The sequence below is a fragment of the Flavobacterium johnsoniae genome (assembly GCF_001879205.1).
GTDB classification, from domain to species: Bacteria; Bacteroidota; Bacteroidia; order Flavobacteriales; family Flavobacteriaceae; genus Flavobacterium; species Flavobacterium johnsoniae_A.
Window position 1 is genome coordinate 26955 of the sequence record NZ_MLFK01000009.1, and the last position, 14982, is coordinate 41936.

General features: G+C 36.2%; 11 protein-coding genes. 7 read left to right on the forward strand and 4 right to left on the reverse strand.

Annotation, left to right across the window (positions count from 1 at the left end):
- Positions 1-76: 76 nt before the first annotated feature.
- The gene (locus BKM63_RS16070) at positions 77-706 is read right to left on the reverse strand and encodes a DNA-3-methyladenine glycosylase (protein ID WP_071637603.1); all 630 of its coding nucleotides are present in this window, start codon (positions 704-706) and stop codon (positions 77-79) included.
- A gap of 264 nt (positions 707-970) precedes the next feature.
- Here BKM63_RS16070 and BKM63_RS16075 point away from each other — a divergent pair, with 264 nt between their 5' ends.
- The 3 genes from BKM63_RS16075 to BKM63_RS16085 all read left to right on the forward strand — a co-directional run bounded on the left by BKM63_RS16075 (position 971) and on the right by BKM63_RS16085 (position 4614).
- On the forward strand, positions 971-1750 hold the full coding sequence (locus BKM63_RS16075; protein WP_071637604.1) for a polysaccharide deacetylase family protein: 780 nt from the start codon (positions 971-973) through the stop codon (positions 1748-1750).
- Between the two features lie 489 nt (positions 1751-2239).
- Positions 2240-2602, forward strand: coding sequence for a BlaI/MecI/CopY family transcriptional regulator (locus BKM63_RS16080; protein ID WP_071637605.1), 363 nt, complete (start codon positions 2240-2242; stop codon positions 2600-2602).
- On the forward strand, positions 2599-4614 hold the full coding sequence (locus BKM63_RS16085) for a M56 family metallopeptidase (protein ID WP_071637606.1): 2016 nt from the start codon (positions 2599-2601) through the stop codon (positions 4612-4614). Before BKM63_RS16080 ends, BKM63_RS16085 begins: the two co-directional genes overlap by 4 nt.
- A gap of 117 nt (positions 4615-4731) precedes the next feature.
- On the opposite strand, the gene BKM63_RS16090 is transcribed toward BKM63_RS16085, so the two are convergent.
- Positions 4732-6312, reverse strand: a complete 1581-nt coding sequence (locus tag BKM63_RS16090; protein ID WP_083572285.1) for an FAD-dependent oxidoreductase — start codon at positions 6310-6312, stop codon at positions 4732-4734.
- A 205-nt stretch (positions 6313-6517) separates the two neighbouring features.
- On the opposite strand from BKM63_RS16090, the gene BKM63_RS16095 reads away from it, so the two are divergent.
- Positions 6518-7099 carry a hypothetical protein gene (locus BKM63_RS16095; RefSeq protein ID WP_071637607.1) on the forward strand — a complete coding sequence of 194 codons (582 nt, stop codon included), beginning with the start codon at positions 6518-6520 and terminating at the stop codon, positions 7097-7099.
- Between the two features lie 27 nt (positions 7100-7126).
- Here the strand turns inward: BKM63_RS16095 and ilvN are convergent, their stop codons facing one another.
- Together ilvN and BKM63_RS16105 are read right to left on the reverse strand one after the other, a co-directional pair.
- A complete protein-coding gene (ilvN, locus tag BKM63_RS16100; RefSeq protein WP_071637608.1) occupies positions 7127-7627 on the reverse strand; it encodes an acetolactate synthase small subunit in 501 nt (166 codons plus the stop codon).
- Positions 7628-8108: 481 nt separating this feature from the next.
- Positions 8109-8993: a LysR family transcriptional regulator gene (locus tag BKM63_RS16105; protein ID WP_071637609.1), complete on the reverse strand. Its 885-nt coding sequence runs from the start codon at positions 8991-8993 to the stop codon at positions 8109-8111.
- A gap of 198 nt (positions 8994-9191) precedes the next feature.
- Here BKM63_RS16105 and BKM63_RS16110 point away from each other — a divergent pair, with 198 nt between their 5' ends.
- From BKM63_RS16110 to BKM63_RS16120, 3 genes are read left to right on the forward strand one after another with little or no spacing between them, the layout of a single operon-like run.
- Positions 9192-10331 (forward strand): efflux RND transporter periplasmic adaptor subunit, encoded by a 1140-nt coding sequence (locus BKM63_RS16110; RefSeq protein WP_071637610.1) that lies wholly within the window; start codon positions 9192-9194, stop codon positions 10329-10331.
- A 17-nt stretch (positions 10332-10348) separates the two neighbouring features.
- Positions 10349-13516 (forward strand): efflux RND transporter permease subunit, encoded by a 3168-nt coding sequence (locus BKM63_RS16115; protein WP_071637611.1) that lies wholly within the window; start codon positions 10349-10351, stop codon positions 13514-13516.
- Positions 13517-13521: 5 nt separating this feature from the next.
- Positions 13522-14940, forward strand: a complete 1419-nt coding sequence (locus BKM63_RS16120) for an efflux transporter outer membrane subunit (RefSeq protein WP_071637612.1) — start codon at positions 13522-13524, stop codon at positions 14938-14940.
- The last annotated feature ends 42 nt before the right edge of the window (positions 14941-14982 follow it).

Sequence of the window (14982 nt, forward strand, 5' to 3'; positions counted from 1 at the left end):
CTTACATACGGAATTATAAAGACAAAAAAGAAGCCTGTAATTTTACAGGCTTCTTTTTTGTTATCGGTAAATTTATTTATACTTTATTGGATTTGCTCACATATTTGTTTTCTTTAATAAAAAAACGCCAGGGCAGGAGTGCGTCTTCTTGTGCATACGCAACCCCTATACGGGGCGATGCGACAATTTGATCTTCAGTATATTTAATTCCATGGTCTTCAATCCAGATTTCATCACCTCCCAGATCTTTTTTATTAAAGGTGCGGTCTATTCCTAAAGCTTTTGCGGCAGAGCCGGGGCCTGATGAAATTGTGGCTTTTCCAGCTGACATATTTCGTCTGGTTTCCATAATGTCTTTTCCTGTCAAAGGTTCAACTGCTCTTATCAAAACAGCATGAGGCTCGCCTTCAACAGAGCTTACGATATTAAATAAATGGTGAATGCCGTAGCATAAATAAACATACGAAATACCGCCTTTGCTGTATAAAGTTTCGGTTCTATCTGTTCTGCGGCCTCCGTAAGCGTGAGAAGCTTTGTCTTGTACGCCAAAGTAGGCTTCTGTTTCGACAATGATACCGCTCGTTATTTTGCCATCAATTTGAGTGTAAAGCACTTTTCCTAATAAATCTTTGGCCAAATAAAGAACATCCTGATTTAAGTAATAGGAAAACGGTAATTTATTAGATTGTTTGATAGAAGATGCCATTTGGTTTTTACCTATTTGAAATTAAAATGAAGTCTGTCAATAACAAAAATAGCATTTCCTTTCGGTTTTTTTATTCTATAATTTAAAGAAGATGACGAAGAGAATCTGCAGATTAAAAGTTGAAGAATTCGAGAAAAAAAACACAGAGCGTAATTGTTTTAATTCGTTGTTGGATGTAAGTAAAAGATCTCAAAAAGTTTCTATATTTGAGTGATTGTATTTTTAAAAGCACATTCAGACATTCATTTCTAATTTACCCAATTTATGAAGCTATTTTTTTTAAAAGCGCTCTTGTTTTTAATGTTCCTGACTTTTTTTTCCTGCGATACTAAAAAAACAAAACCAGAATCAAAGCCCTATAAAGCAGGAGTAATTTTGTCTTTTGATGATGCTTATGTAGATGAATGGGCCGAAGCTGATGCCGCGCTGAAAAAATATGGATGGAAAGCTACTTTTAATGTCTGCAGAATAGATTCTATTGGAGCGCCTGAAATAAAAACACTGCTTAAAATGCAGAAGGAGGGACACGAAATTGCAGGACACGGATATCATCATTATAATGCGGTGAAGTTTGTAAAACAATACGGAATTGACGCTTATATGCAACAGGAAATAAATCCTATGATTGTTTCCATGAAAAAGAAATCTTTTAAGGTTACTTCGTTTGCTTATCCTTACGGCGAAAGATCGGATGAATTGGATAAGGCTTTATCTTCTAAATTTAAAATTATCAGAGGAAGAGCTTTTGGAGGTGAAATTCCCGAAAAACAGGACAGCTATTTTAATAACTCCAAAATTGTATTTGCGTTTGATATCGATAACAGCCACATTCACTTTAGTATTCCGTATGTATTAGAATTGCTGGATTATGCTAAAAAAAACAATAAGATATTACTTTTGTGCGGCCATAAACCCGTGAAAAATGTTACCGAAAATTATCAGACCAAAATAGAAACGTTAGAATTTATCTGTAAATACATGAAAGCAAACGATCTTAAATTTTATACTTTATCAGATTTAGATGAACTGCTTCCGCAGAAATAATTCTAAATATATTTTATTTAAAGAGAATAGTTATTAGTTGTAAATATACCCCCCCGCTGGGGGCTATAAATATATCGCCCCGCTGGGGCTTTTTTTTGTTGCGTAGGGTTAATTATGCTATAAATATTTTACTCCTCTGGAGTATTTATCTAAAACTGCACAGCTGTAAAAAAGAAAATCATTTCTTTTAGCTCTGTTTTTTCTTAAACTTTATTTTATCATTATTAACGGATTATTGTTAAAAATGCTCCCGAAGAGCAAAATATCTATAGCAAAAAATGCCGAAAAAGATTTAAAGCTCCATCAAAGCGAAATATTTATTTGCTGTAAATAGGTCGTGCAAGATTAATTATATTCTGTATATTTTATTTGTAATGAGAGTTTTATGTTCTGTTTGAGAATTTAATTACTAATCTATTAGTTAAAAAACTAACGAATTAGTTTGTCTACTAATTAATTAGTAGTATCTTGCATCAAAATATTTCAACTATGATAAAATTAGCCAAACGAGAAGAACAGATCATGCAGGTATTTTGGGACTTAGAAAAAGCCTTTATAAGAGACATAATCCCGTTGCTGCCAGATCCGAAACCGCATTACAATAGTGTGGCCACAATAGTGAAAATACTTGCAGAGAAAGGTTTTTTAAATTATGAAACTGCCGGAAATATGCATTGCTTTTTCCCGATTATAAGCAGGGAAGAGTATCAGCAATTTGCACTGAAGGATATTGTAAGCCAATATTTTGACAACTCATATCCAAGGATGTTAGCCTTTTTTGCAAAAGAACAAAAACTTTCAGAAAAGGAATTGGATGAAATCGTGAGCATCATCAAAAAAGAAAAGATATGATACCTTATATTTTATATACAGCCCTTATTCTTTCAGCATGTTTTATATTTTATAAACTGCTTTTGCAAAAAGAAACTTTTTTCTCTTTAAATCGATATGTACTGTTGTTTTGTATGGTATTGGCCTTTACACTGCCTTTAGTTCCGGTTCCTCAGCAATTATCGTTTAGAAAGAATACTGTAACAGAGCCTGTTGAAATTGCTAAGGTTCCAACTGTAAACGCAGCATCTGAGGCAGTAAAAGAAAAATCAATTCAGCCAGCGGCTGTACAGGAGACAACACAAGTAATCAATGTTGATGTCTTACTGCAGATTGCAATTTATCTGTATTGGTTTGGCGTAGTAATTTTTGGTCTTAATTTTTTAATGCAGGCTGTTATATTACTGTTTAGAGCCTATTCCGGATCTGTAATTCAGGATGGGAAGTTTCGTATTGTTGAAATAACAGGCGATAAGGCTCCGTGTTCTTTTGGCAATAGTATTTTTATCAATCCTGAAAAATACGAATGGGAAACGTATAATCAAATTCTGCTTCATGAAAAAATCCATATTAAGCAGAAACATACCATAGATCTGCTTCTTGCAGAGATAGTTCTGGTATTTCAATGGTTTAATCCTTTTGCATGGCAGTGGCGAAAAGCACTGGAAACGAATCTTGAATTTTTAACCGATGACCAAATGCTTCAGCAAGATGCAGTTGAGAGAGAAAGTTATCAGTTCAGCCTTCTTAAAGTAGCAGCGCCGCAATTTCCTTTGAGTCTTACAACCAATTATAATCAATCATTATTAAAAAAACGAATCATCATGATGAACTCAAAAAAATCAAATGTGCACACCACTTGGAAATATTTTTTCCTTGTGCCTTTAATGGTGCTTTTTGCCTGCCTTTTTAATCAACCGGCAGCGCAAAGTCAAACCCTAAATACTATTGGGGAATCTAAACAGGAAAAAGTCGTTGAAAACGAAATGAAAACAGACGGAAACTGGTTTGCCGTAATCAAAGGCAATACTGTAGAAATTAGTTTTAAAAGTAATGAAGATAACAATTCTTCGCATACTTTTCAATTGAGTGAAATAAGCAGTCTTCCCAGAGATAAACAAGGAGAATTTACATTAACCCGCGATGCCGGAACGATGCAATTTACCGGAAAATTTGAAGGAGACAGAGGAATGGGGACTTATAAATTTATTGGAAACAAAGATTACAGCACCGCAATGAGCAAAGAAGGCCTGGATGTTACAAAAGACAATGATCTTATGGTTTTCTTTATTATTGATATCAAAGTATCGTATGTACAAATGCTAAAGAAAAATGGTTTTAATAATTTAGACAAAGATCAGGTTATTCCGCTTGCGGCTTTAGATGTAAATGAAGCTTATATTACTTCGATTAAAAAAGCCATTCCGGATATTGATTTGGACAACCTTGTTCCTTTTAAATCATTAGATATAAATAGTGCATTTATTGAAGAAATAAGAAATGCAGGTTACAAAGACGTTAGTCCCAGTAAAATTATTGCACTAAAATCTCAGGGAATTGATGCGAAATATATTAGTGATTTCCGCACTTCTGATAAAAACAAAAACAATGCTGAAAATAACGGGAACAACAAAGAGGAAGACAGCGATGACGATATTATTGCTTTTAAAGCATTAAATATTGATAAGGCGTTTGTTGATTCTTTTAAAGGATTAGGATACAACCTTTCTAATAGTGATCTTATTGCATTTAAATCGCTAAATGTAACAGCTGACTATATAAAGAGTTTTCAAAATGCAGGTTATAAAAACATTCAGATTGAGAATTTTATTGCTTTGAAATCTCAAAATATTACTCCGGATTTAGTGAAGGAATATAAAAGTCTGGGTTTTGATGATATTGATCTGGATGAAATTGTGGGAGCAAAAGCAACCGGAACGACACCGTCTTATATTAAATCGATGAGAGCAAAAGGGCATAATTTTAAAAATCTCGATAAATACATAGCTTTAAAATCTCTTGCCAATAATTAAAATAACGAGCTGATTCTTTGAATCAGCTTAAAAAATAAAGTGAGTTGTAAGACTAAAAAGCCCAAACCTGAAAAGGAATGGGCTTTTTTAATTTAATATCTTTTAAACAATTTTACGCTATTGGCTATTCGTCTTTTTCTTTAAGCATCTTCCTCGAGGTTCATCACCTTCGTAAAGTACAATTTCAGAATGTAAAAACTGTGCGGCATCTGCAGAACCTTTTACCTTTACGGCGCTTCGTTCTATCATTTCGGCTTCAAATTCGGTTAAGACACTTTTTCTGATTCCGTTTTTTCTCCATTCAGATGAAGGCCGGCATCCTTTTAAAATACCGCGGGCCAATGTAAGAGCGTCCAATAATGCCTGATTGGCGCCTTGTCCTTTAAACGGGCTCATTGGGTGAGCAGCATCTCCAATTAACGTGATTGGGCCTGCGTTTTCTAACCATTCAGCTTTTAAAAATTCCCGATCGTAAACGGGATAACCCGAGATCTGGGTTTCTTGTGTTGCGGCCATAATTTGCGGAATAGGATCGTGCCATTGTGTTCTGCGGCAGGCTTCTTCTTTAAGCGCTTTTGTTCCCTTAGCACTTAATGTTTTTGCTTCGTTTTCAGACATAGGAAAACTAAGCTGCCACATAATTGAGTCTGCAGTATAAGGCATGATATAAATGCGTTCATTGCCGTTGGCAGTTTGAAATACCGTGGCCGAATCCAGTAAAGGACTGCTAACACCTTCGAGTGCACTTAAAGGGCATATTCCTAATATTACAATACAATCAAGGTAACGCAGGGGGGTAACATCTTCGCCAATAATCAGCTTTCGTACCGAACTGCGGATACCATCGGCTCCCACTATTAAATCGGCTTTAGCGCTTTTCATTTCTCCGTTAACCTGAAAGTTTAGCTTTATGCTTTTATCATCATTTTGTTTAAAATCAATTAATTGGTGTCCCCATTGTACTGCTTCATCTCCGCCAAGCTGTTTTAAAAGTGCCAGACGCAGAGATTGACGTGCAATATGCATATTGGTGCGTCGGGCAGTTATTTTCGATTCAGACTGAAGCCATTTTCTAATTCCCCATTCGCCAATTACTTTTCCTTCTGTAGTATGAACCAAATGTCTTGTTGAAATGACTTTTTCTTCCAGCGAAAAAATACCCAACCCTTCGATTGCTTTGCTCGCTTGCTGTAAAGTAAGTCCATAGCCCTGGGATCTTGCAGCGAAGTTGGTATCACGTTCGTATAAAGTAAAAGGAATTCCGCGGTGTAAACAAGCTGCTGCCAATGCCGCTCCGCCAATACCGGCACCAATAATAGCAACGTGCGGATAGTTTTCTTTATCTGCAGCAGGAGGAATGACTGAAGGAACTAATCCGGATCCGTTACATTTCAAACAAGTATGTAAGTGTGCTTTCGGACGAACAGGTGCTGTGCCCTGACCATTTGTTTTTTCAAATTGATCGAGTGCTGTTTGGTAATCCCGTCTTGCTTTATTAGTTAGACCCCGGCTTTTTTTACCGCGTCCCTGACACTCTTTACAAATAGACCAGCTTGTTTGTTCATTTTCTACTTTTACCACTTCCTCTTTATTTAGCTTTATGCCGGACGCTTTAACTTGAAATTTTTTCAGCGTTTTGCAGGTCTGCAAATTTAAGACAAAAGAAGGGCAGTACAAAACACCATATAAATTTACCATCGTAGAGAATTTGAATTGCATAATCTCAATAGCGGTTGAGAGCTGAAAAAAGATTTTTATTTAATAATTCGAGAACCTGCAACTGAAATTATTCTCAATATTTAGAGACTTTACGGTTGTAAAAATCCAAAAAAGAACCATGAAATCAGGTATTGTTTTCCGAAGTATCTGTGAGTAGTTTTGTTAGGAATCAAAATTATTTATAATGAAAAATAAAAATATTACCCATTCTTTAGTAGTAAAATCAACAAAAGTAGTAAAACAGCTTTTTTTTGCATCAGCTTTTATACTGCTGTTTTCTGCGTGTTCAAGTGATGATGGAGGAGGATCAGATAATAAATCTGATTATTATTTTAGGGCAAGTGTTGATGGTCGTAAAATAGATTTCCGTACTGCAAAATTTCAAGGCGGCGGTAATGACAACCGTTTGGAAATGATAATACTTGGAGGATTTGACGGACCGCATCCAACTAAAGCTGGAGAGGTAATGCCGCCCTCATTAGATTTTGAAATATGGAGGCTTGGCGGCAATATTACGGCAGGGACTTATTCGACACCTGCAGAGCAGGAAATGATTGCCCGATATGCCATTCAGACAGACAATGGAACCATACTTTATAACACTGCTATAGGCGACGATCTTTTTACTGTAAAAATTGAATCTATAAGTGAAGCAGGTATTAAAGGTACGTTTTCGGGAACAGTTCGTAATGTATCTACAGGACATACAATAAGTATCACGGAAGGTGCTTTTAATCTTCCGCATGATGAAATAGTTAATCCTTAAATTACATTTTGTTTCAGGTATAATTTGCTATACCTGAAAGCATTCGTTGTTCATAGTAACGGCTATTCTGGCACTTTTTATAAATTCGATTAATTCAAAATCTTTTAATTCAACAACCAGATTATGGATTTCATTTTCTTGCCCTGTCGCTTCAAGTATTGTGAAATCTTTTTCGATTGTTAAATACTTAACATTGTATTTTCTCAGAAGATGATCTGTCCTTTCATTATTGATTACAGCAGAAGTTCTAACTTTAAATAGGGCTATTTGCTTCCATATGATTTCTTCGTTTGTACTGCAGTAACAGGTAAAGACCTCGATAATTTTTTCAATTTGAAGCACTATGTTCCTAACCACTTCAAAAGTCTCATTTATAACGAGCGTGCAGCGGTACATTTTATCTATTTCGCAAGCAGAGACATTAAGGCTTTCTAAGCTTATTTTGCGGCGGGATAATATAATGGTTATTTTATTGAGTAATCCCATTTGGTCTTCGGTGTAAGCGGTTAACGTGTATTCTTTTTTCATTTGAAAGTTGTAGTGAATTATTTGAATGAATTAGTTTAAGATTTTAGTTTCGGTGTGTTTTAGAAATAAAAAAACCTTTCTCGTTTTGACTGAGAAAGGTTTTTTTGGTATTACACAATAGAATCCTGCCTCGTCAAAATAGTCGAATAATGATAATTGTGCTAATAATATTTTGTACTGAATTTTTCATGTATCTTTTAAATAAAAAAACCTCCCAAAGAGGGAGGTTTTAAATGGTATCTGTGTACTTATTTATATAACATCCCTGATCATTATCGAATGATAATAATGCTGATAATAGAAATGTTAATTAAGTTTTTCATTTTCTGTTCTGAATGAGCGACAAATGTATTGATTTTTATAAGACTACAAAAAGTTTTTTCTCCAGCGAAGCTGTTTATTTTAAAAATGGAACGGATCTTTTTTTATTATGAATTGGAAATGGGGTTTCATTTAGAATAAATGCGGCTGAATTAAGGTGTTATTTCAATAGTTTTTTTACCATTTCAATTTGATCTGTCGTGACATTATTTTTGTTATAGGCCAGATAAATTGTATTTTGAGCAGGATGATGGCCTTTCCAGATTTCTTTAATATGGTTTTGGGCTATATCGTCCTGTACCAAATAATCTGAGGCAATTGTAATACCTGAACCAAAACGAATTCCTTTTAGAATAGAATTATAATCCGGAATAACAAAACGTGGTTTTATAGTAGGACGCTTTTTAAAATTCTCCAGCCAAAATCGTCTAATAATAGCCAAATCACTGCTATACGCATACCAATCCTGATCGCAAAGCCATTTTTCGGTCTTATCCAATTCATTATTTTTTATAAACTGATCAAATTCAGCTGTATCAAATTCAGTATTGCCCACAAGAAGAAGATTGGCAGTACGGACTGGTTCATAAACAATGTCTTTCTCATCATTACGATTTGAAGTGATGACAAAATACAGTTTTCCTGCATTTAATTTTTGCATTAATTCTTTGGTAGGGCAAAATTCAAAAACAAGATTTGCCGGTGCTTTACTGATTTTAGAAGCTAATACAGTATAGAAAAATTCTTTGGAAGTCCCAATACAAGTCAGCGGTATATTCGAAGAACGTGTATATCTAAATTCAGCTTCGATATATTCCAATTTCTCAATAGCATCAATTACCTGAGTATAAAATAATTTGCCATAATCTGTCGGCACCATTCGGCGTGGTTTACGTTCAAATAACTGTTTGCCCACATGCGCTTCGAGAGCCGATAAATGCTGACTCACATTGGGCTGCGAAATAAGCAGTTCCTGTGCAGCACCAGTCAGCGTACCCACCTGATATATAGTCTTAAACGTTCTGTACCATTCCATGTCTACCATACTGCAAAGTTATTTATTTTTTACCTTTTAGATTATATTATCTATAATTTGATTTATGGATAACTATAAATTATGCTATTTCCTTTATAAGTAATTCCGACACACCTTTGCATGCAGTTTTAGAAACTTCAATTCAAAATACCAGCATTGAAAATTCTTTCCAATTCATTATTAATCCATTAAAAATTATTTATTGTCATGCAGCAACATTTAAAAGCATTGCTTAGTACTATATTCCGAACGTCCATGGTCGGTTATTGCTTATTGGTTTTACAGGGATGTTCCTCCAAAGAAGAAAAAGAAAAAACAGTTACGCCTTTAGTTTCAACCATTACGGTAGATACGACTTCGGTCACTACCGAATTAGAATTCTCGGGTATGCTCGAAGGAATCAGCAATATTGAAATAAGGTCTCAGGCAGAAGGTTACCTTGAAAAAATATTTGTAGACGAAGGTGCTTATGTAAAAAAAGGACAGCCATTATTTCTTATTAATGATACTCCTTATAGCGAACGTTTGAATCAATCCTCGGCATCATTGCAAACCGCATTAGCGAACAGAGAAAAAGCCCGAATTGAAACCACAAGAATTCAAAAACTGGTAGAAGGAAAAGTAGTTTCAGATGTACAGCTCAAAAATGCACAGGCGGAATTGAGTGCGGCAAATTCTGCTGTTCGACAAGCAGAAGCAACAAAGAAAAGCGCGGTTATAAGCAAAGGATTTACGCTGATAAAAGCTCCTGTAAACGGTTATGTAGGCAAACTGCCTTACAGGGTAGGGAGCCTTGTGGGGCATAACGAACCGGAACCTTTATCTGTGGTTTCAGACATTAACACCATGTATGCCTATTTTTCGATGAGTGAAGAAGCTTTTCTGCAATTCAAACAGCACTATGCAGGAAAGACAATAGAGCAGAAGATAAAAAATATCCCTTCTGTTCGCTTAATGCTTCCTGATAATACTTTTTACGATCAGGAAGGAAAGGTTGACCTTGTTCAGGGACAGTTTGAGAAATCTACAGCTTCTATTATGTTCAGGGCTTCTTTTCCTAATAACGGAGGACTTTTGCGCTCAGGAAATACCGGAAAAATCATCATGGCGCAGTACAACAAAAATATAATTCAGATTCCGCAGTCAGCTACTTATGAATTGCAGAACAAAGTCATGGCGTATGTTGTCGAAAAAAACAATAAGCTGAAAAGCGTATCCGTAAAAGTTGCACAAAAAACAGCTTTGAATTATATCATTTCCGAAGGTTTAAAACCCGGAGACATATTGGTATCAAAAGGACTTGAGCGCTTGCATGAAGGCATACAGGTAAAAGTATCCAATAAATAATCTATCCTTTTTAAATTATGTTAAAGAAAATAATCGACAGGCCGGTTACGGCAACTGTCATCTCATTGATATTGGTAATACTCGGTTTTCTGGCCTTGGAAAAATTACCTATGGAAACTTTCCCCGAAATAGCACCGCCTTCGGTTGTGGTGACAGCACGTTATCCCGGAGCCAGTGCAGAAGCGGTTGCCCGTTCTGTAGCCACGCCATTAGAACAGGTCATCAATGGTGTAGAAAATATGATCTATATGACATCATCGTCTTCAAACGATGGTACATTAACGATTACCGTTTATTTTAAACTCGGGACCAATCCTGATCAGGCAGCAATCAATGTCCAGAACAGGGTTTCGCAAGCCACGAATCAATTGCCTCAGGAAGTAGTTAAAACGGGAATTAATACCTCGAAACAAAACAATAGTATGATTATGATTATTGATTTAGAAAGTACGAATCCCAATTACGATTCGGCTTTTTTAAATAATTATGACCTGATCAATATTGTTCCGGGAATTCAGCGTATTCAGGGCGTTGGAAAAGCGCAGGTATTTGGAAGTAAAGATTATGCCATGCGTGTCTGGCTGAATCCGGGAAAACTCGCCAGTTATCAAATGACAGCGCAGGAAGTGATGAAAGCAATCGATCATCAGAATATTGAAGCGGCTCCCGGTAAATTTGGAGAAGGAAGCCCAACGGCTTTTGAATACACAATCAAATACAAAGGGAAACTGAACAAGGAACCCGATTATGAAGATATTGTAATCAGGGCAAATCCGGACGGTTCTGTATTGCGATTAAAGGATGTTGCCAAAATAGAATTGGGATCGTTGGATCATGTTTATGCTTCGGCCCAAACACTGGCGGGGCATCCGGGAATTGGTGTTGCAATTTTCCAGACGCCGGGTTCTAATGCCAATGATATTCAGATTGAAATACTGAAGTTTATGGAAGAGGCTAAAAAAAGTTTTCCAAAAGGAATCAGTTACAGAGCAACTTATAGTACAAAACGCTTTCTGGACGCTTCTATCAGTCAGGTAGAGCATACTTTGGTCGAAGCATTTATATTGGTTTTTCTTGTTGTTTTTATTTTTCTGCAGGATTTCCGTTCTACACTTATTCCGGCGATATCCGTTCCGGTAGCGATTATTGGAACCTTTTTTTTTATGGGCGTTTTTGGCATCACCATCAATTTGCTGACGCTTTTTGCCTTAGTGCTCGCGATTGGAGTTGTGGTCGATGATGCTATTGTCGTCGTCGAGGCCGTTCATCATAAATTAGAACACCATTCTACCGATGCTAAAAAAGCGACAATCAGCGCAATGGGAGAAATTACAGGTGCTATTTTATCTATTACTTTGGTAATGTCGGCGGTATTTTTACCTATTGGTTTAATCGAAGGTCCGGTTGGTGTATTCTACAGACAATTTGCTTTTACCCTGGCAATTGCTATTGTTATTTCGGCGGTAAACGCTTTAACCCTAAGCCCGGCTTTATGTGCTGTTTTACTTAAAAACAAGCATGCGGAATTGTATCAGGACAAACACAAAAAAGGACTTCAACGATTTTATGAACTTTTTAATACTGGTTTTCATGCCGCAACAAAAAGATATACCAATGCCGTTCTTTTTCTAATTAAAAGAAAATGGCTTGCTTTAGGCGGATTAGCAGTAGTTTCTATTGTAACCGTATTACTGGCACGCAGTACACCGCAGGCATTTATTCCAACAGAAGATCAGAGTTTTGTCATGACTGCTTTAAGTATGCCTCCGGGAACTTCTCTGGAACGTACTAAAGCCGTAACAACAGAAGCAAGTAAAAAGTTAAGCAAATTTGAAGGTGTATATTTTAATGCTATGGTAAACGGAAGTAATCTATTGGCTAATACGGTTTCTCCATCTTATGCGGCTTCTTACACCATTTTAAAACAGCCCGAAGAACGAGGAAAAGTAAAGGATATCAATAAAATTATGGATTCTATCAAAACCGTATTTGATGGTTTACCTGAAGGATCTTCGTTTACCTATTCGATGCCAACTGTTCCGGGATTTGGAAATGTAGATGCTTTAGACGTTGTACTAAAAGATAATGCAGGAGGCACTATTGATAAATTAGCTCAGGTGAACGACCAATTTATAAAATCACTAAAGGATAGAAAAGAAATTGCGGCGGCTTTTACCTCTTTTAATGCAAAATTCCCTCAATATATGCTTGATGTCGATGCGGTTAAAGCAAAACAATTAGGACTTGATGTGAGTACAATTTTAGAAACCATGCAGGCGTATTTTGGAAGTATTTATTCTTCTGATTTTAATCGATTTGGGAAATATTATCGTGTAGTGGTTCAGGCCGAAGCGCCTTTCAGGATAGATGAAAATTCACTTAACGAAGTATATTCTAAAAACGATCAGGGAAAAATGGTACCGCTTAAATCAGTGGTACAATTAAAACGTGTTTTTGGTCCCGAAGTCGTTACGCACTTAAATCAGTCGACTTCTATTAATTTGAATGTTCAGGCTAAAAAAGGCTATTCAACAGGAGACGCCATGAAAGCTATAAATGAAGTTGCTGAGACGCTTCCGTTAGGATATTCTCACGAATATACAGGAATGGCGAGAGAAGAACAGCAGGCAGGAAATCAAACTATATTTATCTTCGGAATCTGTATACTATTTGTGTATTTTCTATTATCAGCCCAATATGAAAGTTATCTTTTGCCATTGGCTGTAATCTTGTCTTTGCCAACCGGAATTTTTGGAGTATTTGTGTTTATCAATTTAATTGGAGTTACAAACAATATTTATGTGCAGATTGGTATGATTATGCTTATCGGACTTTTGGCTAAAAATGCTATTTTGATCGTAGAGTTTGCAGTACAAATGAGACACAAAGGAAAATCGTTGGTTGAATCGGCACTGCAGGCTTCGGCTTTGAGATTGCGTCCCATATTAATGACTTCTTTCGCCTTTATTGCGGGATTACTGCCGCTGCTTTTTGCAGGTGGTGCCACAGAACAGGGAAACCGTTCTATTGCATCGGGAACAATAGGAGGAATGTTCTTTGGTGTAATACTGGGAATTTTTATAATACCGGTTTTATTTATTGTATTCCAATCTTTACACGAACGTTTTTTCGGTTTAAAGAAAATTCCCGTTGAAATTGATCCTGTACTTATCACCAATCACTAACAAAAATGAAAAAAATAATATACTACATACTGATTTTGATAGTGTTTTCGGCCTGTCAAATCGGTAAAGAATATACCCGTCCGGAGATAGTGATGCCCAAAGAATATCGGGGAACCGGAACTATTATGCAGCAAAATAATGACAGTACGTTACTGCCCTGGAGAAGTTTTTTTACAGATCCTGCTTTGCAGAATATTATTGACAATATTTTGCAACGTAACTATGATATGGTCATTGCACTAAAGAACATTGAGATTAATGATGAATACCTGAAAGAATCAAAAGTTTCGTGGCTGCCATCGGTTTCTGCCGGAATTGGTACTTCAAGAAATTATTATTCAGATAATAGCCTTAACGGCGCTAATGGTTTTAATTTAGGAAATACGCTGGGAACAAATAATAGGATAGAAGATTATACTTTGAATACAGGTATTAGTTGGGAAATTGATATTTGGGGAAAAGTGAAAAATCAAAAAAAAGCAGCACTAAATGAATGGCTGCAAAGTCTTGAAGCCAGAAAAGCATTGCAGACCAGATTAATTGCCTCTGCGGCAACATCCTATTACACTTTATTGATGTTAGATGAGCAATTGGCGATAACTCGTAAAAATTTAGCTTTGAGTGCTAATACAGTTAAACTAATCAAAGTGCAGTTTGAAAACGGAGCAGCAACTGCATTAGCGTTACAACAAGCCGAAGTTCAGTACAAATCGACACAAGCTATTATTCCGGATTTAGAACAGGAACAATTTATTCAGGAAAATGCTTTGAATGTTTTAATGGGAAATGAGCCGGATAAAATTGCATTACCAGAAAGTAAAGCCAATTTTACAGCTCCACAGCAATTGAATTCAAGTGTTCCGGCTTCGTTAATGTCGAATCGTCCGGATGTGCGTCAGAAGGAATTTGAACTACGTGCCGCTTCAGCCCGAATAGGTGTGGCTCAGGCAGGTTTATATCCGGCTTTGAATATAACAGCGGCCGGAGGTCTTAATTCTTTTCAATCATCAAATTGGTTAAACATTCCGGGTTCGTTATTTGGCATTTTAGCAGGCGGACTTACAGAACCTGTTTTCAATAAGCGAAAGTTAAGAACTGCTTTTAATGTGAGTAAAATAACCTACGAGCAAAAGGCCGAGGAATTTAGAAAAACAGTTTTGCAAGCCACAAAAGAAGTTTCAGACGCAATGTTTAAAACCGAAAAGCTAAAAGAGAAAATTGCCATTGAAACATCCAAAAATGAATTGTTGCAAACCGCTGTAAATAATGCAGATCTTTTATTTACGAATGGTCAGGCCAATTATTTAGAAGTTATACTGATCGAACAAAATCTTATAGAAAATGAATTAAAATTATCTGATTTAAAAAGACAGCAGGCTTTAGCTTACATAGAGTTTTACAGAGCGCTGGGAGGAGGACAATAATTGGTTTTTCAAAACTCACACTAATGAGGTGTGAGTTTTGTT